This is a genomic window from Bradyrhizobium sp. I71 (assembly GCF_022354745.1).
GTDB classification, from domain to species: Bacteria; Pseudomonadota; Alphaproteobacteria; order Rhizobiales; family Xanthobacteraceae; genus Bradyrhizobium; species Bradyrhizobium liaoningense.
Genome location: NZ_CP059398.1, coordinates 5,852,356 through 5,875,254, shown reverse-complemented (window position 1 = coordinate 5,875,254; position 22,899 = coordinate 5,852,356). Strand labels below are relative to the sequence as shown.

Sequence of the window (22,899 nt, the reverse complement as noted above, 5' to 3'; positions counted from 1 at the left end):
GCGCACCGGACCCCGCGACCGACATTGACGCGTCCGCGCGCCTCAAGCCGGCACGATCACCTTGCCGATCGGCCAGAGCGCGATGCCCGCGAGCTTGAGATGGGCCCATGCGAAGGGGATGCCGATGATTGTGATCGCGAGGACCAGCGCGGTCAGGACATGGCCGAGCGCCAGCCACCAGCCGGCGAGCACGAACCAGATGATGTTGCCGATCACCCCAAGCGGGCCGGTGCCGATATCGCTCATGCCGGTGACCTCGTCGCGGCGCACCGCCCGCGAGCCGAACGGCAGCAGCGTGTAGACGGCGATGTTGAACGCCGCCCGCGCCCAGGGCAGGCCGATGATGGTGATGGCCATGATGATGGCAGCCACCAGCCAGCCAAACGCCATCCAGGCGCCGCCGATCAGGATCCAGAGGATGTTGAGGAGAATGGAGACGGGGGCCATGGTTCTATCCGCAGGTCGATGACCCCGCCTATATAGGTGCGAAATCTGTCCCTGCTAAGACGGCAAGGCAGGCCATATGGCGCACAGCGCGATCCGGGGCTTGGTCCGGAATGCGCTTCCGCCTTCGCTCGTCGAGCTACGGCGGACAAGTCGCTCGATCCGGGCTCCGGCTACCGCCCCTCGAATTTCGGCTCGCGCTTCTCCATGAAGGCCTTCATGCCCTCGGCCATGTCCTCCGTCCTGAACAGCGGCAGGAGCTGCAGATAGACGTGGTGGACGTGGTCGGAGAAGTTTTCGTTGAGGCCCATCCGCATCATGCGCTTGGAGGCCTGCACCGCCAGCGGCGCATTGGTGGCGATTTCGCGCGCGATCGTCATGGCGCGGCTCATCAGCTCGGCGTCCGGCACGACCTCGTTGGCGAGGCCCCATTCGAGGCACTCGCGCGCACTCAGCGTACGGCCCGTGAAGATCAGCTCGGAGGCCTTGGCCCAGCCGAGCATGCGCGGCAACAGCCAGGTGCCGCCGGACTCCGGCACCACGCCGCGCTTGACGAAGGCGGCGGCGAGCTTTGCCGACTCCGCCATGATGCGGATGTCGCAGCCGAGCGCGGTGTCCATGCCATAACCGGCGGCGCCGCCGTTGACCGCGCAGATGGTGGGCTTGTCCATCGCATGCAGGACCGTGGGCGGGGTATTGCGGAGATTGATCGTGGTCGGCGAGGACGCGGCGCTGAGACCGTTGCCGTCGCGCTCCTTGCGCAGGTCGAGGCCGGCGCAGAACGCCCTGCCCTTGCCGGTGAGGATCACGACGCGGACATTCCTGTCCTCATTGGCCTCGGTCAGCAGGCGGGCGAGATCGTTCAGCATCGGCCCGGAGATCGTGTTCATGCGCTCCGGCGCGTTCAGCGTGATGGTCGCGATGTGGTCGGCGACCGTGTAGAGGACTTCGCTTGTGATGTCCCCATCTGTCGTGTCGCTCATGAAAGCCCCTCGGTCTCGTAGCCCGGATGAGCGCAGCGACATCCGGGACAGTGGTTGCTGGTCGTCCCGGGTATCGCTGCGCTCACCCGGGCTACGCACCGTCAGATCTTCCGTCCGGCCTGCTCCCAATAGGGATCGCGCAGGCGGCGCTTGAAGATCTTGCCGGAATCTTCGCGCGGCAGCCCGCTGCGGATCTCGATGTGCTTGGGCACCTTGTAATCGGCGAGCGAGGTCTTCAGTCGCGCGCGGACTCCGGCTTCATCGAGCGTGACACCGGCCTGCGGCTCGACCACCGCCATCAGCGCTTCGCCGAACTCAGCGTCGGGGATCCCGAACACGGCGCAATCATGCACGCCGGGCACGGCGTGCAGCACGGATTCAATCTCGGCTGGGTAGATGTTGACGCCGCCCGAGATCACCATGTCGCGCTTGCGGTCGCAGATGAAGACGTAGCCGTCCTCGTCGATGTAGCCGACGTCGCCGGAGGTGATGAAGCCATCGCGGTCGATCTCGGCGCGCTTCTCCGGCTTGTTGTGATAGGTGAAGTCGGCCATCTCGGCCATGCGGGAATAGATCTCGCCGATCTCGCCCACGCCAAGCACGCGGCCGTCCTCGCCGATGAACCGCAGCTCGGCGCCCGTCGAAATCCTGCCGACGGTGCCGGGCTTCTTCAGCGCATCCTCGGAGGTCGCGAAGGTCACGGCGCTGGATTCGGTCGAGCCGTAGAATTCGTAAATCACCGGCCCCCACCATTCGATCATGGCGCGCTTGACGTCGGCCGGACACGGCGCGGCGGCGTGGATGACATGGCGCAGCGAGGACACGTCGTACTTGTTGCGCACCGCCTCCGGCAGCTTCATCAGGCGGATGAACATGGTCGGCACCATGAAGATGGTGTCGATCTTGTATCGCTCGATCGCCTGCAGGAATTCCTCCGCCTCGAAGCGCGGCATCAGCACCAGCGCGCCGCCGAGCTTGCCGGCACGGATGCCGAACGAGTTCGGCGCGGAATGATAGAGCGGGCCCGGCAGCAGCGCGCGGGCACCGGGCTTCAGCCCATAGATCATCGCGCGCATGCGCTCGCCGGCTGCCGCCTGCTCCGGCGTCGGCGCATTGCGGCGTACGCCCTTGGGATGGCCTGTCGTGCCCGAGGTGTAGATCATGTTCATGGGCTGCGGCACCACCGGGCCGTCATAAGGCCGGTGCTGCGCGAGCCAGGATTCGAGACCGATCGCGAAGTCCGGCGTCGTCAGATGATCGGGATCGATCTTGTAGGTGGACAGTATCTCCGGCGGCGTCGGCACGCTGAGCACGGTGACACCCTTCGGTATCGCGTCGCGCAAGCCGTGCAGCATGTCGGCATGCGCGATCAGGACTGCGGTGCCGGAGTCCTTGAGGATATAAGTAATCTCCTCCGGCTTGAAGTGCCAGTTGATCGGCACGCCGTAGGCGCCGAGCCGCATCGCTGCGTAGGCGGCTTCGAGGAAGGCGATGTCGTTGCGCATCAGCATGCAGACGCAATCGCCAGGCTTGACGCCGAGCTTGGCGAGGCCGGAGGCGATGCGGTCGCTACGGTCTGCGACCTCGGCGTGGGCACGACGGCGCTCACCGGAGACGATGCCGAGAAAGTTGGACGTTTCGCTCATTGTTGTTTTTCTTTGTTGTCGTGTTGTCATTCCGGGGCGATGCGCAGCATCGAACCCGGAATCTCGAGGTTCCGGGTTCGGTCCTGCGGACCGCCCGGAATGACAGAAAGCTAATCCGCGAATCTCGGCGCGCGCTTCTCCAGATTGGCGCGGACCGCCTCGGTCTGGTTCGGACTGCCGATCAGCTTCTGCTGCTCGACGGACTCGGCGAGCAGCGCCGGGCCGGGATCGACCGAGAGATTGTTGAGCATCCGCTTGGCCGCGCGGATCGCATCGGGACTCTTGCCGGCGATCTCGCGCGCGGCTTCGAGGGCGCTCGCGCGCGGGTCGTCGCAGATGCGCGTGGCGAGGCCGTAGGCCATCGCCTCCTGGGCGGAGAAGATGCGGCCGGTGTAGGTGAGATCGCGCAGGATGTCGTCGCGCACGAGCGAGGCCAGGATTGGCGTGCCCGCCATGTCGGGCACGAGGCCCCATTTGATCTCCATGATCGACATCCGCGCGTCCGCTGAGAGAAAGCGCATGTCGGCACCGAGCGAGAGCTGGAAGCCGCCGCCGAAGGCGACGCCATGCACGGCCGCGATCACGGGCACCGGAAGCTGGCGCCAGCCCCACACGGCGGCCTGCGGAAAGTTGGCCTGGCCATGCGTGCGTTTGATGAGATCGCGATTTTCGCCACCCGGAATTCCGTTGCCGCCCTTCTCCTTCATGGCGGCAAAACGCCCCATGTCGAGGCCGGCGCAGAAGGCGCGGCCTTCGCCCGAGAGCACGACGGCGCGCAGGCCTTTCTCCGTGGAAAGCCGCTCGGTTGCGGCGACAAGGGCCTCGAACATCGCCTGATCAAGGGCATTCATCTTGTCCGCGCGCACCAGCCGCACGTCGGCGACGCCTTCCGAGATCGAGATCGAGACGCGCTCTTCCATGGACGAATTCTCCCCTGTTCTTGTTCAGTGCCGCTTTACAGGACGCTGGCGGCCGGATTTAGTCAATCGACCAATTAACTGACAATCCCTACGGGGGAAACAGCCATGTTCAAGGAAAATCTTCTCGCCGGCCGGAGCATTCTCGTGACCGGCGGCGGCACGGGTCTCGGCAAGTCGATGGCGGCGCGCTTCCTCCAGCTCGGCGCCGACGTGCACATTTGCGGCCGCCGCAAGATCGTCTGCGACGAGACCGCGACCGAGCTGATGGATCGCCATGGCGGCCGCGTCACCAGCCACGGCGTCGACATCCGCAACGCGCTCGCGGTCGAGGAGATGGTGGAGAACATCTTCCGCGAGGCTCCGCTGACCGACCTCATCAACAACGCCGCCGGCAATTTCATCTCGCGCACCGAGGAGCTGTCGCCGCGCGGCTTCGACGCGGTCGCCAACATCGTCATGCACGGCACGTTCTACGTGACGCATGCCGTGGGCAAGCGCTGGATCGCTTTGAAGCAGCCCGGCAACGTCGTCTCCATCACCGTGACCTGGGTGCGCAACGGCTCGCCTTACGTGGTGCCGTCGGCGATGAGCAAGTCGGCGATCCACGCCATGACGATGTCGCTGGCGACCGAATGGGGCCGCTACGGCATCCGCCTCAACACCATCGCGCCCGGCGAGATCCCGACAGAGGGCATGAGCAAGCGCATCAAGCCGGGCGATGAAGCCGGCGCGCGCACCAAGGCGATGAACCCGATGGGCCGCGTTGGCACCATGGAGGAACTGCAGAACCTCGCGGTGTTCCTGATCTCCGGCGGCTGCGACTGGATCAACGGCGAGACCATTGCCATGGACGGTGCGCAGGCGCTCGCCATGGGCGGCAATTTCTACCAGCTCCGCGACTGGAGCGACGACGACTGGAAGACCGCGCGCGACAGCATCATGGCGCAGAACGAGAAGGACCGGGCGAAGCGGGGGTAGTTGCTGCCTCGGGCGCAGCGCAGCACACCCCCGGCGATGCGGAGCATCGTCCGGTGCGGCTTGCTGCGCCGCGTCCGGGACACGAAGCCACAACTGCGCTCCTCCCCGTCTTGTCTTCACCCGCGGATGACGCCACACTCCCAGGCATAAGAACAAGACGTCACGGGAGAAACATGTCCACACAGCCATTGGCGAATCTCGCCGACATGGTGCGCGAGCGCGCGAAGAGCCGCGGTAACGCCATCGCCTATGAATTCGAGGGGCGCACTACCAGCTTTGCCGAGTTCGACGTCACGACCAACAAGGTCGCCAACGCCCTGATCGCGATGGGCGTGAAGAAGGGCAACCGTATCGCCTATCTCGGCAAGAACAGCGATGCCTATTTCGAGCTGCTGATGGGCGCGATGAAGGCCGGCGTCGTGATGGCGCCGGTGAACTGGCGGCTTGCAGGGCCCGAAGTCGCCTTCATCGTCGAAGACTGCAGGGCTCCGGTGCTGTTCGTCGGGCCGGAGTTCATCACACAGGTCCGCCAGATCAGGGACCGGCTGCCCGGCGTGCGCACCGTCATCACCACCGAAGGCGGCGCACCGGAATGGCAGGATTTTGCGGCCTGGCGCGATGCGCAGAGTGGCGACGACCCGAGGGCGCCGATCGACACCAGGGACATTGCGATCCAGCTCTACACCTCGGGCACGACAGGCAAGCCGAAGGGCGCGATGCTGTCGCATGCAAACTTCCTCAACCTGGTGCAGACAGGCAATGCCGAGGACAAGCCCGAGTGGAACCGGTGGTCGACCGACGACGTGTCGCTGGTCGCGATGCCGATCTTCCACATCGGCGGTTCCGGCTGGGGCGTGATGGGGCTCTATCATGGCGCCCGCGGCGTGATCGCGCGCGAATTCGATCCGACCAAGGTTCTGGACTTCTTCGAGCAGTCGGGCATCACGAAGCTGTTCATGGTGCCGGCGGCGATGCAGTTCGTGGTGCGGCAGCCGCGCGCCAGGACGGTGGATTTCTCGCGGCTGAAATACATGCTCTACGGCGCCTCCCCGATCCCGGCGGCGCTGCTGAAGGAGTGCATCGAGGTCTTCAAATGCGGCTTCGTGCAGATGTACGGCATGACCGAGACGACGGGAACGATCGTGGCGCTGCCGCCGGAGGATCACGTCGAGGGGCTCGAGCGGATGCGCTCGGCCGGCAAGGCGCTGCCGGGCGTCGAGATCGCCATCCTGGACGTGGACGGCAAGCCGCTGCCGCCGCGCCAGGTCGGCGAGATCGCGACGCGCTCGGGCTCGAACATGGCGGGCTACTGGAATTTGCCTGAAGCGACCGCGGCGACGCTGCGCAGCGACGGCTGGCTGCGCACCGGCGATGCCGGCTACATGGACGAGGACGGCTATCTCTACATCCACGACCGCATCAAGGACATGATCATCTCCGGCGGCGAGAACATCTACCCGGCCGAGGTCGAGAGCGCGCTGTGCGATCATCCTGACGTCGCCGAGGCCGCCGTGATCGGCGTGCCCGACGACAAGTGGGGCGAGGCGGTGAAGGCGGTGGTGGTGATGAAGCCCGGCAAGCAGGCGACCGCCACCGACATCATCAACTTCACCCGCGAGCGCATCGCCGGCTACAAGACGCCGAAGAGCGTGGAATTCCTGCCGGCGCTGCCGCGCAATCCCTCAGGCAAGATCCTGCGGCGGCAATTGCGGGAGCCGTACTGGGTGGGGAAGGATCGAAGGGTGAATTGATCCGCGGTCTCGTACGGTGGGCAAAGGCGCAAAGCGCCGTGCCCACCATTCTTTCATGATCGCGACAGAAGTGGTGGGCACGCTTGCGCTTTGCCCACCCTAAGAGAGCGGTGCAAGCCTCAATGCTTCCCCGGCCCCATATAACCGAACAGGAATCCCGCCACTTTCCGCATCTGGATTTCCTCGCTGCCTTCGGTGATGCGATATCGCCGGTGGTGGCGGTAGATGTGCTCGAACGGCTTGTGGCGTGAATAGCCCATGCCGCCGTGGACCTGCATGGCGCGATCGGCGGATTCGCAGCAAAGGCGGTTTGCCCAGTAGTTGCACATCGAGACGCGGTCGGAGAGCGTACGCTCGATCTGCTCCTCGGTGAGCTGGTCCATCTCCCAGGCGGTCTTGCGGATCAGAAGGCGCAGCATCTCGGCTTGCGTGGCGAGCTCGACCAGCGGGAACTGGATCGCCTGGTTCTCCGCGAGCGCCCTGCCGAACGGCTTTCGCTCGCGTGCGTATTTCACGCTCTCGTTGATGCAATAGACCGCCGCGCCCAGCGAGCTCGCCGCCTGGCGGATGCGGTTCTGGTGCACGAAGCACTGCGCCAGCGACAGGCCGCGGCCGACCTCGCCGAACAGCGCATCCTCCGGTACGAAGACGTCGGTGAAGCTGACGCGGGGATGATCGGTCGGCATGTTGAAGGTCCACATGTACTCTTCGACCTTGACGCCGGGGCTTTTCGCGGGCACCAGGAAGCAGGTGATGCCGCGGGCATCGCCGTCATTGCCGCTGGTGCGCGCGAACAGCGCGCAGTGCGTCGCGACGTGCATCCCGGTGGTCCACATCTTCTCGCCGTTGATGATCCAGCCCTTGACGTTGTCGCGGGTCGCCGGCACCGCGCGCGTCTCCATGTGGGTCGCGTCCGAGCCGTGATGCGGCTCGGTCAGGCCGAAGGTGATGCGGTACTTGCCCTTGATCGAGCCGTCGATCATCGCCTTCTGGTCGTCGCGGCCGTAGCGGTCGAGCATGGTGACGACGGGGAAATTGCCGACGATCGAGTGCTCGTTCTGGAGATCGTTGTGGAGGCCAAGCCCCTTCGCGGCGAAGTGCTCGCGGATCACGGCCATCCAGAGGTTGGACCCGTCCTTGCCGCCATATTGCTTCGGTACCGGAAAACGCAGATGGCCGGCAGCGTCGGCGAGATCCTTGGCCTTGCGCAGCAGCACTTCCCATTCGTGGCGCGGCAGGCCGCCATTCTCGAAATCGGTACGTGCCCATTCACGGCGGTGGTCGAAGAAGCGGATGTTGTCGTCGGCCTCCTCCAGCGGCTTGATCTCGCGTTCGATGAAACGGTCGAGCTCTCCGAGATAGGCGACGAGATCGGCAGGCAATGAGAAATCCAAAGCTTCTCTCCCGGATTGATTTTGTCGTTTTGCGTTAAGGCGCTAGGCGCACTCATGCTTCGCACGATTAAGGTGAGAAGAGCGCGCGCAAGTCAAGCAAGCCGAGGCGTGTGGCGCGCGCAAGGCGCACCAGCGCAATTCGATGGTGCTCCGCCGCCAGCGCGCGGTAGTATGCCGCCAATATTCCTTCACGAGAAAATGCGGGAGCGCGCGATGGAGCTGAAATTTTCCAAGGTGGAACGCAAGGGACCGATCACGATCGTCACGCTGACGCGGCCCGAGGTCTACAACGCGCTGCATACCGATGCGCATTTTGAACTTCAGAAGGTGTTTGACGATTTCTCTGGCGACCCCGAGCAGTGGATCGCCATCGTCACGGGCAGTGGCGAAAAGGCGTTCTGCGCCGGCAACGACCTGAAGTGGCAGGCGGCGGGCGGCAAGCGCGGCTGGGACAAAGGCGGCTTTGCCGGCCTCACCTCGCGGTTCGACTGCGACAAGCCGATCATCGCTGCGGTGAATGGCGTCGCGATGGGCGGCGGCTTCGAGATCGCGCTGGCGTGCGACCTGATCATTGCGTCGGAGAACGCGACCTTCGCCCTGCCCGAGCCGCGCGTCGGCCTCGCCGCCCTCGCCGGCGGCCTGCACCGCCTGCCGCGGCAGATCGGGCTCAAGCGTGCCATGGGCATGATCCTCACCGCGCGCCATGTCAGCGCCAGGGAAGGCCAGGAGCTCGGCTTCGTCAACGAGGTGGTGCCGCAGGGCGAGGCGCTCGCGGCCGCGCTGCGCTGGGCCGAGATGATCGCCAAGAATTCGCCGATGTCGATCCGGGCCTCGAAGCAGGCGATCCAGAAGGGGCTTGGCGTGTCGCTGGAGCAGGCGATCGAGGACCAGCGTGAGTATCCGGCCGTGAAGGCGATGGTCGCCTCGCAGGACTACATCGAGGGCCCGAAGGCGTTCTCGGAGAAGCGGCCGCCGAAATGGGTGGGGAAGTAGGACGGTCTTTCTCTCGTCATTGCGAGCGCAGCGAAGCAATCCAGAATCCCTCCATGGAGACAGTCTGGATTGCTTCGTCGCAAGGGCTCCTCGCAATGACGGCGGAGAGAGTAGCGCAACTGCCTCAACATCATCGGTTTCATGCCCCGGCTTGCCGCCTTCGCTGAAGCTCCGGCGTGCCGAGCAACCCTGCGGGCCTCGGCGGAGTCGGGACCGGGGCATCCAGTACGCCGCGGCCTCTCAGCATCTCGCTGCGTCTCTGGAATACTGGATCGTCCGGTCAAGCCGGACGATGACAGCGCAGCATGTAGCGCGGACCTATCCGCCCCGCTCCAACTCCCGCTTGTAGGACGCGTAGCTCGGCTGATCGACGGCGAGCTTGTCCATCGTGGTCGCCCAAAGATGCTCGGCGAGGCCTGGCGTTGCGAGATCGATCTCGCCTTTCGCGATCCGCTCGGCCAGCGCGCGGTTGAGCTCCCTCACCGAGCCGTCCATACCGAGCAGCGCACGCAACCGCTCCACTTCCGCGGCATCGCTCCCCTCCTCCCGCGTCAGCTGCCGCGTCACGAGGTCGAGGATGTTGATGGCAACGCGCAGCTTGAAGGCCTGGTGGCCCGAGATCAGCGGCGTGATGTCGTTGCGGAGGAAATCGGCGACCGCCTTGGTCAGCTCGATGGGTGTCGGCTCGTCCTGCATGCGTCAGCTCCCGCGCGGCGCCAGGAGCCGCAACAGATCGATCTCGGTCTCGGAGGCACGGCGGCCGATCATGGCCCGCTCCATGGAATGGACGGGGCCCTCGCGGAATCGCTGCATCATGCCGCCGCACATGATGCCCCAGCGCAGCGTGCCCATCACTTCCCAGAATTTCACGCGCACCGGATCGACCTTTCGGCCTGCGGCCTCGTAGCCGGCGAACAGCTCCTCGCGTGTGCCGAAACCGCCGACCGGCTTGTCGATCTCCCCGAAGCGCCAGGAGTTCACACAGACCCAGCCGAGGTCCTCCATGGGATCGCCGAGATGGGCGAGCTCCCAGTCGAGCACGGCACGGACGCCGTCGGCGCCGATGATGAGATTGCCGTTGCGGAAATCGCCATGCACCAGCGTGGTCTCGGCCGCGGGACCGGGATCGTGGTCGCGCAGCCAGCGCAGCGCCAGCTCGAACACGGGCTTGGGCCAGTCCAGGCTGCGATAGTCACGCTCGAACTCGCCGATCTCCCTTGTCGCCGTCATGTGCCGCAGTTCGGGCAGCTTGTTCCGCGGCAGCCTGTGCAGGCCCGCAAGTATGCCGCCGATCTGCCGCGCCAGAAGCGGCCGCGCCGTGGCGTATTCGTCATCGCGCAGGATCTTGCGCGCGATGGTCTCGCCCTCGACCCGCTGCATGATGAAGCCGGTGCCGAGATCGTCTTCCGGCGCCAGTACATGCATCACGCGCGGTGACGGCACACCGGCCTCATAGGCGAGCTGCATCAGCTGCGCTTCCGCGGCAAGACCCGCCGCGCGTGTCGGCGCCGCGCCATATCCCTTCGGCGAACGGCGCAGGATCGCGCCGATCGGTCCATCGGGATGCACGATGTCGAAGCGCCAGGTTTCCTGGCTGGCGCCGCCGGACAGCTTGGCCGCTCCGGCGACGCCGGTCGCGCCCGGGCACCAGCGCCTGACGCTGCGCGAGAGTTCGGCCTCGATCATTTGCCCTTGAACTGCGCGGGACGCTTCTCGAGAAACGCGCCGACGCCCTCGCGAAAATCCTGGGTGTCGCCGGCACGGAGCTGGCACTGGAACTCGAGATTGAGCTGATCCTCGAAGGAATTCTCCGGGCTGTCCCAATAGAGCTTGCGGATCAGCGACAAAGCGATCGTCGGGCCGCTGGCGAGTTCGCGCGCGAGCTTCATCGCCTCCTCCATCAGCACGCCGTCATCGTAGACGCGGTTGACGAGGCCCCATTCCAACGCCTTCTCCGCCGGCAGCCGCTCGCCCATCAGCGACAATTCGATCGAGCGCGCCCGGCCGACGAGCCGCGGCAGGAGCCAGGTCGAGCCGCAATCCGGCACGAGCCCGATGCGACGGAAGGCTTGCAGGAAATAGGACGAGCGCGCGCACAGGATCATGTCGCCAAGCAGCGCGAAGCTCATGCCGGCGCCGGCGGCGGGACCGTTGACCGCAGTGACGATCGGGCAATGCAGATTGCGGATGCGGCGCAGGAAGGGGTGGAAGCCGGTTTCCAGCGTCAGGCCGGCCTTGGTCTTCTTCGACTGGTTGTTGCGGCCCTGGAGATTCGCACCGGTGCAGAACGCGCGGCCCGCGCCGGTCAGCACCACGCAGCGCACCTCGTCCTTCTTCTCCTCGATCGCATCGAGCGCCTCGGCGAGACCGCCCAGCATGTCCACGGAGACCGCGTTCATCACCTCCTGATGGTCGAGCTTGAGGATCGCGACCGCGCCATCGAAATCGAGCGTGACGTGTTTGAACTGCATGGTTTCCTCGTCGGTTGCGGCCTGCGTCAGTTTCGCAGACCGGAATTACTTCTGCCGGGGCGCATATTTGATTTTTGTCGCGACCTTGTCCATGGTGATCGCAGCATAGCAAGCAATCTTGTGCGCAGCGGCTGATGCTGCCTCATGCCAGGACGTCTTGCCAAGAACAGGAAACGCGCATGAACCTTTTCGACCTCTCCGGCCGCGTCGCCGTGATCACCGGCGGCAATGGCGGCATCGGGCTCGGCATCGCCCAGGCGCTCGCGGCACAAGGCTGCAACGTCTCGATCTGGGGGCGCAATGCGGACAAGAACAAGGCTGCGGCCGCCAGCATGGCCGGCCTTGCCGGCAAGGTCGACACCCGCGTCTGCGACGTCACTGATCCCGCGTCGGTCAATTCCGCGATGAAGGCGACGCTCGACATTTTCGGCCGGGTCGACGGCTGCTTCGCCAATGCCGGCATCGGCGGCGGCGGCCGACGCTCCTTCATCGAGCGCACCGAGGAGGAATGGCGCACGATGTTCGCGACCAATCTCGACGGCGTGTTCCACGCGTTCCAGGCCGCGGCCAAGCACATGACGGATCGCGCCAATGCCGGCGATCCCTTCGGCCGCCTCGTGGCGACCTCGAGCCTCGCCTCGATCTTCGGCACTGCGCGCAACGAGCATTATGCGGCGACCAAGGCGGCGATCAACGCGCTGGTGCGCGCGCTCGGCGTCGAGCTGGCGCGCCACGGAGTCACCGCGAATGCGATCCTGCCGGGGTGGATCAAGAGTGACATGACGGCAGGGCTCATGGCCAACGACAAGTTCGTCGCCAACGTCATGCCGCGGATTCCGATGCGGCGCTTCGGCGAGGCATCGGATTTCGGCGGCATCGCGGTGTATCTGATGAGCAAGGCGTCGTCGTATCACACCGCGGATACGTTCGTGATCGACGGCGGCTATACGGCGTTTTGACTCTCGTAGGGTGGGCAAAGCCGCACTTGCGGCGTGCCCGCCATGAGCATTTTCGATTATCGTGGTGGGCACGCTGCGCTTTGCCCACCCTACGGCATCTGATTTCAAAAGCGCAGAAGGGAATGGGCAAATGTTCTCACACGTCATGATCGGCACCAACGACCTCGACAAGGCCAAGGCGTTCTACGACAATCTGCTGAGCACGCTCGAGGTCCGGCCGGCCAGGGTCGACGGCCATCGCATCTTCTACATCACCAAGACCGGCGTGTTCTCGGTCTCGAAGCCGATCAACGGAGAACCGGCGACCTGCGCGAATGGCGGCACGATCGGCTTTGCCTGCAGCTCCCCGGAGCAGGTCGACAAATGGCATGAGGCAGGAGTCGCCGGCGGCGCAAAATCCATCGAGGATCCGCCAGGGGTGCGTCAGGGCCCTGGCGGCAAGCTCTATCTCGCCTATCTGCGCGACCTCGACGGCAACAAGATCTGCGCGATGCACCGGATGCCGGCGTGAGGCCGACTGGACCCTCCTCGTCATTGCGAGGAGCTCTTGCGACGAAGCAATCCAGACTGCCGCCGCGGTAAGATTCTGGATTGCTTCGCTGCGCTCGCAATGACGGAGTCCTGGGGATCTGACGGCGCTCCAGCCCACTCGCCCCGCCCCCATTCAAACAACATTTCAAACGACCTCGCGATATTGCATCGCGTGGCATGGCTCGCGTGACAAAAGCGCGCTCGCACTTTGGCGGCGCTGCGACTATTCTTGCGTTCGGCACAATGCTATCGCTCCGGGAGGAACAATGACAAAACACGCCTACATTCCCCGCACCACCAACTACACTCTCAATCCCGGTGACGAGCTCAACGACCTTAGGATGTCGGAGCAGGTCCGGCCGCTCTATGACCACGTCAAGAAGTTCATCCGCGACACCGTCGAGCCGATGTCGATCGAGTTCGCCAAGGCGGGCGAAGGCAAGGAGGATCGCTGGAGCTTCACGCCGAAGCAGCTCGAGGTGCTGGAGAAGGCCAAGAACAAGGCCAAGCAGGAAGGTCTCTGGAACTTCTTCCTGCCCGATGACGAGACCGGCCAGGGCCTGAAGAATCTCGACTACGCCTATATCGCGGCCGAACTCGGCAAGAGCCCGCTGGCCTCCGAGACCATGAACTGCTCGGCGCCCGACACCGGCAACATGGAGGTGCTGGAGCGCGTCGGCACCAAGGAGCAGAAGGAGAAGTGGCTGAAACCGCTGCTCAACGGCGAGATCCGCTCGGCCTATGTCATGACCGAGCCGAACGTCGCCTCCTCCGACGCCAAGAACATCTCGACCACGGCCAAGCTCGTCGGCGACGAATGGGTCATCAACGGCGAGAAATACTACATCTCAGGTGTCGGCGATCCCCGCTGCAAGATCCTGATCGTGATGGTGAAGACCAACCCGGATGCAGCGCCGAGCAAGCAGCAGTCGCAGATCCTGGTGCCGCGCGACACGCCCGGCGTCGAGGTGCTCGGCCCCATGTATGTGTTCGGCCAGGACCACGCCCCGCGCGGCCACATGCACATGCGCTTCAACAATGTGCGGGTGCCGAAGGAGAACATCCTGCTCGGCGAAGGCCGCGGCTTCGAGATCTCGCAGCTCCGCCTCGGACCGGGCCGCATCCATCACTGCATGCGCACCATCGGCAAGGCCGAGAAAGCGCTCGACCTCATGGTGCAGCGTGGCCTCACCCGCGAAGCCTTCGGCAAGAAGATCGCCCATCTCGGCGGCAACATGCAGATCATCGCGCAGGCGCGCTGCGAGATCGAGGCGATGCGGCTGATGGTGCTGAAGGCGGCGAAGGCCATGGACGTGCTCGGCAACAAGGAGGCCCGCGTCTGGGTCTCCATGGTCAAGGCCATGGTGCCGGAGCGCGCCTGCAAGATCATCGACCAGGCGATCCAGATGCACGGCGCCACCGGCATCTCGCACTGGACCCCGCTCGCCGAGATGTACCAGGACGTGCGCCATTTGCGATTCGCCGACGGTCCCGACGAGGTGCATTGGATGGTGGTCGGCCGCCACGAGCTGAGCATGGCGTAGAGGCTTTGCCTCTGCCCGCGCGGGAAGGGTCGTAGGGCGGGCAAAGGCGCGCACTTCGCGCGCCGTGCCCACCGTCGCGATCTCGCAAGGAATGGTGGGCACGCTTTCGCTTTGCCCACCCTTGTATTAGCCCGATTGGTTATATTGAGCCGTTCCGTGAGGAATGGCCCAGCCCGGGTGGCCGCCCGAGCTGGGTCGCCGTTCGATCGGATCGGTACCCACCGAAGCCTTGAGGGCTGTCAGACGTAGCAAGATCGCGATCGGCACTTCATCGGGACCCGAATGGTTGAACGAACTTTAGGTTCGCATAACAAGGGAGGGATCGACGAAGATGGCCAAGCATACCACGATCTGTGCCGGGATCGATACCGGCAAACGGAAGCTCGATGTGGCGATCGAGGGCAGCCGCGAGCAGTTGCAGGTGACGAACACGGCGGAAGGCCATGAGGCTTTGCTGACGTGGCTGCGACAGCATCGCATCAAACGCGTCGGCATCGAGGCGAGCGGCGGTTACGAACAGGCTGTCGTCGCCGAACTGCGACGCAAGGGGTTTGTGGTTGTGGTGTTTCAGCCGGCTCAGGTCCGAGCCTATGCCACATTCCACTTGCAACGGGCCAAGAACGATAAGATCGATGCCGCTCTTATCGCAACCTGCACCGCCGCGGTGCGGAAGATCCATACCGCTCCCGATCCCCGGTTGCTGCCGTTCGCCGAGCAGCTGACCATGATCGATCAGATCGGTGAGGATATTGCACGCCTCAAAAACAGGATCGAAAGCTGCCGCAATGCGGCGATCAACAAGCTCTGGCAAGAGGATATCGCTCGCCTGGAGCAGTGCGTGAGGGTCGCACTCAAGGCTCTGGTCGCCTCGATCCGCAAGCATCCCGACCTTGCCAAGAGACTTGCCCTGATCAACAGCGTTGACGGCATCGGGCTGCCGACCGCCGTGGCCATCCTGGTGCGTCTGCCTGAGATCGGCCAGATCACGCGGGAGCAAGCTGTCGCTCTCGCCGGCCTTGCGCCCTATGACGACGACAGCGGCGACCGGTCAGGCGTTCGGCATATCGAGGGCGGACGAAAGCGGCTGCGCCGCGCCCTTTATACGGCTTCACTGGCCGCATCGTTTCGATGGAACCCGCAGCTCATCAAGCTCTATCAACGGCTGACTGCGGCTGGAAAGGAACACAAGCAGGCGCTCGTTGCCTGTGCCAGAAAGATGCTCATCTTCGCCAACACAGTGGTGGCTCGCGGCACGCCGTGGTGCGGCGAACCTCCGGTAGGATCATTCCCTGCTTCTTAGTTCGACCGAGACGCGCTTCTTCGTCCCGACCTACGGCTCCCTCATGACGTCGCGCGTAGCGTCCGTCAAGGATGGCCGTCGCTCGCCCCAACATCACCCGATCTGCCGCCAGGCCACGCCTTGACGGACGCGAGCACGGCGTCATCATGGCAGACGCAGGCGATCCGGACGGCGCAAAACACGGCCGCTATTTAATGGTTGCTACGAGAGTCTTTTCCACCAGGAGCCATCATGGACTACGCCGCCAGCGACCTGACGCCACGCGAGCGCTACAAGGTGCTGACCTCCTTCATCTTGCCGCGGCCGATCGCATGGGTGACCTCGCTCGGGCCGACCGGTGTTGTCAACGCCGCCCCGTTCAGCTTCTTCAACGCCTTCTGCGAGGATCCACCGCTCTGCATGTTCGCGGCGAACCGCAAGCCGAACGGCGAGGACAAGGACACGTTCCTCAACATCCAGCGCACCGGCGAGTTCGTGGTCAACCTCGCCGACGAGCCGCTGGCGAAAGCAATGCACGAGAGCAGCGGCGATTTTCCACCTGAGATCGGCGAGCCCGACTATCTCGGCCTGAAGCTGGCGCCATCCACCAGCATCGCGGTGCCGCGGCTGGCCGACACGCCGTGGGCAATGGAGTGCAAGCTCTGGAAGCTGATCGACGTGAACGATGATCGCCGCCTGATCATGGGCGAAGGCATCCACTTTCACATCCGCGACGAGCTCTGGGATCCCGAGGCGATGCGGGTCCACATGGAGCGCTATCACCCGATCGGCCGCATGTTCGCCGACCGCTATTGCCGCACCGATGATCGCGTGGTGTTTCCGGCGGCGGAGGGTGTGAAGAGGAAGTAGCCTCACGCCGCGCACGAGGTGCGCTCCCTCGCCCCGCCTTGCGGCAGGTTATCGCATATGAGTATTTGGCGCGGGCCTGAGCGCGCGCCTCGACCTTCGAGACGACCGCTTCACGGTCTCCTCTGGATGAGGCTTCGTGGGATCGGTGCCGGCTGAAACTGCTGCCACGCGCTCGATCCTCATCCCGAGGGCCCGCCAAAGGCGGGCGTCTCGAAGGATGGCCGCAGGGAAAAGCCCTCAATGCGATGGCCTGCCGCAGGCGGGGAGAGGTAAGAAAGCAGCTACGTCGCAGGCGCGAGCTTGTCCTGTGTCCTGGTCTCGAAATCGCTGGCGTCGTGGCGTTCGTGGAGCTGGCTGGCGGGATCGCCGGAGATGCGGTTGACCATGCGGCCGCGCTTCACGGCCGGACGCTTGGCGATCTGGTCGGTCCAGCGCTGCACGTTCTTGTAGTCCTGCACCGAAAGGAATTCGCCGGCGCCATAGACCAGCCCCTTGGCGAGCGCGCCGTACCAGGGCCACACCGCGATGTCGGCGATGGTGTATTCCTTGCCCGCGAGATATTCGTTGTCGGCGAGGCGGCGGTCGAGCACGTCGAGCTGGCGTTTGACTTCCATCGCGAAACGGTCGATGGCGTATTCGATCTTGAACGGCGCGTACGCATAGAAATGGCCGAAGCCGCCGCCGAGATACGGCGCGCTGCCCATCTGCCAGAACAGCCAGGACATCGCCTCGGTGCGTGTCCTGATGTCCTTCGGCAGGAAGGCGCCGAACTTCTCGGCCAAGTAGAACAGGATCGAGCCGGACTCGAACACGCGGATCGGCTCCGGACCGGAGCGGTCCATCAGCGCCGGGATTTTCGAGTTCGGATTGATATCGACGAAGCCGCTGCCGAACTGATCGCCGTTGCCGATCTTGATCAGCCAGGCGTCGTATTCAGCGCCCTTGTGGCCGAGCGCCAAAAGCTCCTCCAGCATCACCGTCACCTTCACCCCGTTCGGCGTCGCCAGCGAATAGAGCTGCAAGGGATGCTTGCCGACCGGCAGCTCCTTCTCGTGGGTGGGGCCGGCGATCGGGCGATTGATGCTGGCGAACTGCCCGCCATTCTCCTTGTTCCAGGTCCAGACCTTGGGCGGCACGTAGGCGGGGGTGTCGGTCATGCGAGGGCTCCGGCGGAAAGATGCGTCTGCATTAATTAGCCCGCGACCGGCCGATGACAAGGCCTCGGAAATGCATTGCCCGGCGGGGCAACTCTACGTTTCGTCATGGCACCCCCTCCCCGACGTCATTCCGGGGCGCCCGCAGGGCGAGCCTGGAATCCATCGCACCGCCTGGAATGCTCATTCCGGGGTTTTCGCTTCCGCGAGCCCCCCGGAATGACGGGCGTCACCTAGGACGCCGCCGCCTGCGGCCGCTCCCCGTGCTCCATCACAAATCCTTCATATCCCTTCGCCGCGACCTCGTCGCAGATCCGCCGGTAGACGCCGACGCCGCCGATATAGGGCATGAAGATGCGCGGCTTGCCCGGGATGTTGGCGCCCATGTACCAGGAATTGGCCTGCGGATAGAGCGTGCCCTCGGCGACCTCGTTGACGTGCGCGACCCATTTCTCCTCGGCCTCCCCGCCCGCCTCGATCGTCGTGAAGCCGCGCATGCGCATGTGGGTCAGGCACTCGGCGATCCAGTCGACATGCTGCTCGATCGACACGATCATGTTCGAGAGCACCGACGGGCTGCCGGGCCCGGTGATGATGAAGAGGTTCGGAAAGCCCGCGCTCATCAGGCCGAGAAAGGTCTTGGGGCCTTCCGCCCATTTCTGGTTCAGCGTCTGCCCGCGACGGCCCAGAATGTCGATCCTGGCGACCGAGCCGGTCATGGCGTCGAAGCCGGTCGCCAGCACCAGCGCATCGACCTCGTGATCCTTCCCGGCGACGCGCACGGCATTTGCCGTGATCTCCTCGATCGGATTGGTCTTGATGTCCAGCAGCGAAACATTGGGCCGGTTGAAGGTAGCGAAATAGTCGGTGTCGACGCAGATGCGCTTGGTGCCGATCGGGTGGCTGTTCGGCTGAAGCAGCTTCGCGGTGTCAGGGTCTTTCACGATCTCGGCGATCTTGCGGCGCACGAAATCCGCCGCGGTGTCGTTCGCGGCCCGGTCGAGGCCGAGATTGTTATAGGCATACATGAAGGTGAGCCCGCCGCGCTCCCAGCGCGCCGAATACTTGGCGCGCCTGACATCGTCATTGTCATCGAGAGCGCCACGATCCGGCTGCTCGGTATAGATGCCATTGCGGGCAACCTCGCGGGCGAAGCGACGGATCTCCGGATAGTTCCTGCGGAACGCGCTGCGTTCCTCATGCGTGAGCGCGGCGTTGCGGGCGGGAACGGAGAAATTCGCGGTGCGCTGGAACACCGTGAGATGTCTCGCCTGCTCGGCGATGATGGGAGCCGACTGGATGCCCGATGATCCCGTACCGATCAGGCCAACGCGCAGGCCCGCTAAGTCGACCTCTTCATGCGGCCAGTTGCCGGTGTGGTAGACGGGCCCTTTGAAATTCTCCAGGCCCTTGATGTCCGGCTTGCGCGCGTTCGAAAGACAACCTGTAGCGAGCACGACGAACTTGGCTTCGACCGTCTTGCCGTCCGAGGTCGTCACCGACCAGCACGTCGCGCGCTCGTCGAATGCGGCGCGCTCGACGCGTGTGTTGAACTGGATGTCGCGGCGCAGATCAAAGCGGTCGGCGACGTGGTTGGCATATTTCAAGATCTCTGGTTGCGGCGCGTAGCGTTCGCTCCAGTCCCATTCCTGCTGGAGCTCTTCGGAGAACGAGTAGGAGTATTGCATGCTCTCGACGTCGCAGCGCGCGCCCGGATAGCGGTTCCAGTACCAAGTGCCGCCGACGCCGCCGCCCTGCTCGTAGACGCGTGCGGAGAAGCCGAGCCCGCGCAGCCGATGCAGCATGTATAGGCCGGCAAAGCCGGCGCCGACGACGACCACGTCGTAAGCCTCGGCGGCGCGAGCCGGATTCGATTGCGCTGACGACATTGGCGCTCCCTGATTTTCTGTTGTTGCGAGCCAGCATTTGCTGTCGCTCTCGAAAGCGCAAGAGGCAAATCGGGCGGCTCTGGGCCGCTTATTTTGTACAGCGGAATGGCTCATCCACGTCGTGGCGCCTGCACGCAAGATGCGCGGCCAAATCCGGCTTGGCATCGCGGATGGCGATGGGCTAGCGTCGAGCGCCTGCGCGAGCAAAGCAACAACAGCAACGCGAAGGCTGCTGCCGGGAGAGGGCCATGAAATCGCCGATCTGCGACATGCTGGGCATCGAGTTCCCGCTGCTCGCTTTCAGCCATTGCCGCGACGTCGTTGCCGCCGTCAGCCGCGCCGGCGGCTTCGGCGTGCTGGGCGCGACCGTGCACACGCCTGACACGCTCGAACGCGAGCTGGCATGGATCGATGCGCATGTCGACGGCAAGCCCTACGGCATCGACGTGCTGATCCCCGAGAATATCTCGACCGCGGGCGAGAAGGACGTCACCTGGAAGAGCCTGGAAGCGCGGGTGCCGCAACAGCATCGCGACTATACGCGCGATCTCCTGAAGAAGTACGACATCGAACTGACCACCTCCGAGGTCGCGGACGACCAGCCGCAGCCGTTCGATGCGAAGACGGCGCTTGAGCTGCTCGAAGTCTCTTTTCGTCATCCGATCCGCCTGATCGCCAATGCGCTGGGCGTGCCGCCGAAGGCGATGATCGAGATGGGCAGGAAACACGGCGTCCCCGTTGCGGCACTGGTCGGCGCCAAGGAGCACGCGCTGCGTCAGGTCGCAGCCGGCGTCGACATTCTCGTGGTGCAGGGCACCGAGGCCGGCGGCCATTGCGGCGAGGTCTCGACCATGGTGCTGGTGCCGGAGGTGATCAAGGCGATCAAGAAGATCCGCGATGCGCCGGTGCTGGCGGCCGGCGGCATCATGACGGGACGGCAGATGGCCGCCTGCATGGCGATGGGCGCGGCCGGCGCCTGGACCGGCTCGGTGTGGCTTGCGACCGTCGAGGCGGAGACCACGGAGATCTTTCGCGAGAAGATGATCGCGGCCTCCTCGCGCGACGCCGTGCGCTCGAAGGGTCGCACCGGCAAGCCGGCCCGGCAGCTCCGCTCGGTCTGGACGGATGCCTGGGACCGAGCGCCGGAGAGCCCCGGCGCGCTGCCGATGCCGCTACAAAGCATCATCAGCCGCGACGCCTTCCATTCGATCGACCGCGCGGCGGCGAGCGGGAATGCGAGGGCGCGCGATCTCGTGAGTTACTTCGTCGGCCAAGGTGTCGGCCTGGTTGACAGCGTGAAATCGGCAGGCGCGGTGGTGCAGGAGTTCAAGGAAGAGTTTGCCGAAGCCGTCGAGCACATGAATGCGCTGGTGGCGGAGTGATTGCTACACCGTCATTGCGAGCGAAGCGAAACAATCCAGGCTGTCGCCGCAGAAAGATCCTGGATTGCTCCGCGTCGCTCGCAATGACGAAACAACTGACATCGTGAATTGAAGCATGAAAGACAACAACATCCCCGAAGACCGCATCCCCGTCATCGTCGGCATCGGCGAGATCGTCGACCGCCCCAAGGAGATCACCGAGGGCCTCGAGCCGCTCGATCTGCTCGAACAGGCGCTCCGGCGCGCCGAGGCCGATGCGGGCGCAAAACTGCTCGGCGAGCTGCAGTCGCTCGACGTCGTCAACTTCCTGAGCTGGCGCTATCGCGATCCGGAGAAGCTTCTGGCGCAACGGCTCGGGATCGCGCCCGCGCATTGCTATTACGGCCCGGTCGGCGGCGAGAGCCCGATCCGCTATATCCACGAGGCGGCAAAGCGCATCGCGCGCGGCGAGTGCAGCGTCGCGGCAGTCTGCGGGGCGGAGGCGCAATCGACCGCGACCAAGGCGGAGCGCGCCGGCGCGAAGCTGGCATGGACCTCGTTCGCGGATGACGTCGAGGAGCCCAAGCGCGGCGCGGCGTTCCAGAAGCCGCTGGCGGTGAAGCTCGGCGTGTTCCGTCCCGTCACGGTCTATCCGTTCTATGAGGCGGCCTCCTCCGCGCATTGGGGCCAGACGCCGCGCGAGGCGATGGCTGAGTCCGGTGTGCTGTGGTCGCGTTATTCGGAAGCCGCCGCGCAAAATCCGAATGCCTGGCTGAAGCGGCGCTATGCGCCCGAGGAGATCACGACACCGACCGCCGACAACCGCCTGATCGCCTGGCCCTACAACAAGCTCATGGTTGCCAACCCGAGCGTCAACATGGGCGGCGCACTGCTGCTCACCAGCCTTGCCAAGGCGCGCGCGGCCGGGATTCCCGAGGATAGGCTGGTCTACCCGCTCGGCGGCGCCTCGGCCGAAGAACCGCGTGACTATCTCCTGCGCGACCAGTTCTACGAGAGCCATCCGCAGAACGCGGTGCTGAAAGCCGTGATGGACCTCGCCGGCGGCGACGGCAGAAAGTTCGATGCAATCGAGCTCTATAGCTGCTTCCCCTGCGTGCCCAAGATGGCGCGGCGGACGCTTGGCTTGGGCGCGGACGTGCACCCGACCGTGACCGGCGGGCTCACCTTCTTCGGGGCGCCGCTCAACACCTACATGACGCATGCAGCCTGCGCGATGGTGCGGCGCCTGCGCGGCGGCGCCGGGCTCGGCCTGCTCTACGGCCAGGGCGGCTTCGTCACCAAGCATCACGCGCTGGTGGTCTCGAAGACACCGCCGCGCGAGGCGCTGGCGCAGGAGACGAGCGTGCAGGCCGAGGCCGACCGCAACAAGCGCGCGGTGCCGGAGTTCGTCACCGAGGCCGGAGGCAAAGGCAAGGTCGAGAGCTTTACGGTGCTCTATGGCCGCGGCGGCGATGTCGAGCACGGCGTAGTGATGCTGCGCACCGAAGACGAACGGCGCACGTTGGCGCGGATTCCAGCGAGCGATGCGGCGACGCTGGCGCATCTGCTCAGCATGGATCGCACGCCGGTCGGCTCAATCGGCGAGATCGTGATGGCCGCGGATGCCGTGCCGGAGTGGCACGCGGCGTAAGCTCTCGTGTCCCGGACGCGGTGCGGCGCGAAGTGCCGCTCCGCAGAGCCGGGACCCAGAAAGCCACACGGTACAGCGAGG

The 22,899-nt window shown here is 64.9% G+C and carries 20 protein-coding genes; 10 read left to right on the top strand and 10 right to left on the bottom strand.

What is annotated here, in order from left to right:
• Positions 1-42 precede the first annotated feature (42 nt).
• From FJV43_RS28230 to FJV43_RS28215, 4 genes are all read right to left on the bottom strand, one after another.
• On the bottom strand, positions 43-447 hold the full coding sequence (locus tag FJV43_RS28230) for a YccF domain-containing protein (RefSeq protein WP_239622281.1): 405 nt from the start codon (positions 445-447) through the stop codon (positions 43-45).
• A 170-nt stretch (positions 448-617) separates the two neighbouring features.
• Entirely contained in the window at positions 618-1,427 is an 810-nt protein-coding gene (locus FJV43_RS28225) for an enoyl-CoA hydratase/isomerase family protein (RefSeq protein WP_239622280.1), read from the bottom strand.
• Between the two features lie 101 nt (positions 1,428-1,528).
• Positions 1,529-3,073 carry an acyl-CoA synthetase gene (locus FJV43_RS28220; protein ID WP_239622279.1) on the bottom strand — a complete coding sequence of 515 codons (1,545 nt, stop codon included), beginning with the start codon at positions 3,071-3,073 and terminating at the stop codon, positions 1,529-1,531.
• 110 nt (positions 3,074-3,183) lie between these two features.
• Positions 3,184-3,993, bottom strand: coding sequence for a crotonase/enoyl-CoA hydratase family protein (locus FJV43_RS28215; protein WP_239622278.1), 810 nt, complete (start codon positions 3,991-3,993; stop codon positions 3,184-3,186).
• Positions 3,994-4,098: 105 nt separating this feature from the next.
• On the opposite strand from FJV43_RS28215, the gene FJV43_RS28210 reads away from it, so the two are divergent.
• Both FJV43_RS28210 and FJV43_RS28205 read left to right on the top strand, forming a co-directional pair.
• Positions 4,099-4,971 carry an SDR family oxidoreductase gene (locus tag FJV43_RS28210; protein ID WP_239622277.1) on the top strand — a complete coding sequence of 291 codons (873 nt, stop codon included), beginning with the start codon at positions 4,099-4,101 and terminating at the stop codon, positions 4,969-4,971.
• Between the two features lie 173 nt (positions 4,972-5,144).
• Positions 5,145-6,722, top strand: coding sequence for a fatty acid--CoA ligase (locus tag FJV43_RS28205; RefSeq protein ID WP_239622276.1), 1,578 nt, complete (start codon positions 5,145-5,147; stop codon positions 6,720-6,722).
• Positions 6,723-6,841: 119 nt separating this feature from the next.
• Here the strand turns inward: FJV43_RS28205 and FJV43_RS28200 are convergent, their stop codons facing one another.
• Entirely contained in the window at positions 6,842-8,116 is a 1,275-nt protein-coding gene (locus FJV43_RS28200) for an acyl-CoA dehydrogenase family protein (protein WP_239622275.1), read from the bottom strand.
• A gap of 213 nt (positions 8,117-8,329) precedes the next feature.
• Between FJV43_RS28200 and FJV43_RS28195 the strand changes: the two genes are divergently transcribed.
• Positions 8,330-9,109 carry an enoyl-CoA hydratase-related protein gene (locus tag FJV43_RS28195; protein WP_239622274.1) on the top strand — a complete coding sequence of 260 codons (780 nt, stop codon included), beginning with the start codon at positions 8,330-8,332 and terminating at the stop codon, positions 9,107-9,109.
• Between the two features lie 318 nt (positions 9,110-9,427).
• On the opposite strand, the gene FJV43_RS28190 is transcribed toward FJV43_RS28195, so the two are convergent.
• From FJV43_RS28190 to FJV43_RS28180, 3 genes are read right to left on the bottom strand one after another with little or no spacing between them, the layout of a single operon-like run.
• The gene (locus tag FJV43_RS28190; RefSeq protein ID WP_239622273.1) at positions 9,428-9,805 is read right to left on the bottom strand and encodes a DUF6285 domain-containing protein; all 378 of its coding nucleotides are present in this window, start codon (positions 9,803-9,805) and stop codon (positions 9,428-9,430) included.
• A gap of 3 nt (positions 9,806-9,808) precedes the next feature.
• Positions 9,809-10,795 (bottom strand): phosphotransferase family protein, encoded by a 987-nt coding sequence (locus tag FJV43_RS28185; protein WP_239622272.1) that lies wholly within the window; start codon positions 10,793-10,795, stop codon positions 9,809-9,811.
• Complete coding sequence (locus FJV43_RS28180; protein WP_239622271.1) at positions 10,792-11,580, bottom strand: enoyl-CoA hydratase/isomerase; 789 nt, start codon at positions 11,578-11,580, stop codon at positions 10,792-10,794. Before FJV43_RS28180 ends, FJV43_RS28185 begins: the two co-directional genes overlap by 4 nt.
• A gap of 179 nt (positions 11,581-11,759) precedes the next feature.
• Between FJV43_RS28180 and FJV43_RS28175 the strand changes: the two genes are divergently transcribed.
• The 5 genes from FJV43_RS28175 (at position 11,760) to FJV43_RS28155 (ending at position 16,763) form a co-directional block, all read left to right on the top strand.
• Positions 11,760-12,539, top strand: coding sequence for an SDR family oxidoreductase (locus FJV43_RS28175; RefSeq protein WP_239622270.1), 780 nt, complete (start codon positions 11,760-11,762; stop codon positions 12,537-12,539).
• A gap of 130 nt (positions 12,540-12,669) precedes the next feature.
• Complete coding sequence (locus FJV43_RS28170) at positions 12,670-13,050, top strand: VOC family protein (RefSeq protein WP_239622269.1); 381 nt, start codon at positions 12,670-12,672, stop codon at positions 13,048-13,050.
• A gap of 286 nt (positions 13,051-13,336) precedes the next feature.
• The gene (locus FJV43_RS28165; RefSeq protein WP_239622268.1) at positions 13,337-14,614 is read left to right on the top strand and encodes an acyl-CoA dehydrogenase family protein; all 1,278 of its coding nucleotides are present in this window, start codon (positions 13,337-13,339) and stop codon (positions 14,612-14,614) included.
• A gap of 331 nt (positions 14,615-14,945) precedes the next feature.
• Complete coding sequence (locus FJV43_RS28160) at positions 14,946-15,914, top strand: IS110 family transposase (protein ID WP_239622267.1); 969 nt, start codon at positions 14,946-14,948, stop codon at positions 15,912-15,914.
• 231 nt (positions 15,915-16,145) lie between these two features.
• The gene (locus tag FJV43_RS28155; protein ID WP_239622266.1) at positions 16,146-16,763 is read left to right on the top strand and encodes a flavin reductase family protein; all 618 of its coding nucleotides are present in this window, start codon (positions 16,146-16,148) and stop codon (positions 16,761-16,763) included.
• A gap of 281 nt (positions 16,764-17,044) precedes the next feature.
• Here FJV43_RS28155 and yghU read toward each other — a convergent pair whose 3' ends face one another.
• Both yghU and FJV43_RS28145 read right to left on the bottom strand, forming a co-directional pair.
• Positions 17,045-17,920, bottom strand: coding sequence for a glutathione-dependent disulfide-bond oxidoreductase (gene yghU, locus FJV43_RS28150; RefSeq protein ID WP_239622265.1), 876 nt, complete (start codon positions 17,918-17,920; stop codon positions 17,045-17,047).
• 230 nt (positions 17,921-18,150) lie between these two features.
• The gene (locus tag FJV43_RS28145; RefSeq protein ID WP_239622264.1) at positions 18,151-19,806 is read right to left on the bottom strand and encodes an NAD(P)/FAD-dependent oxidoreductase; all 1,656 of its coding nucleotides are present in this window, start codon (positions 19,804-19,806) and stop codon (positions 18,151-18,153) included.
• Between the two features lie 248 nt (positions 19,807-20,054).
• Here FJV43_RS28145 and FJV43_RS28140 point away from each other — a divergent pair, with 248 nt between their 5' ends.
• Positions 20,055-21,188, top strand: coding sequence for a nitronate monooxygenase (locus FJV43_RS28140; RefSeq protein ID WP_239622263.1), 1,134 nt, complete (start codon positions 20,055-20,057; stop codon positions 21,186-21,188).
• 115 nt (positions 21,189-21,303) lie between these two features.
• Positions 21,304-22,818 (top strand): acetyl-CoA acetyltransferase, encoded by a 1,515-nt coding sequence (locus FJV43_RS28135; RefSeq protein ID WP_239622262.1) that lies wholly within the window; start codon positions 21,304-21,306, stop codon positions 22,816-22,818.
• The last annotated feature ends 81 nt before the right edge of the window (positions 22,819-22,899 follow it).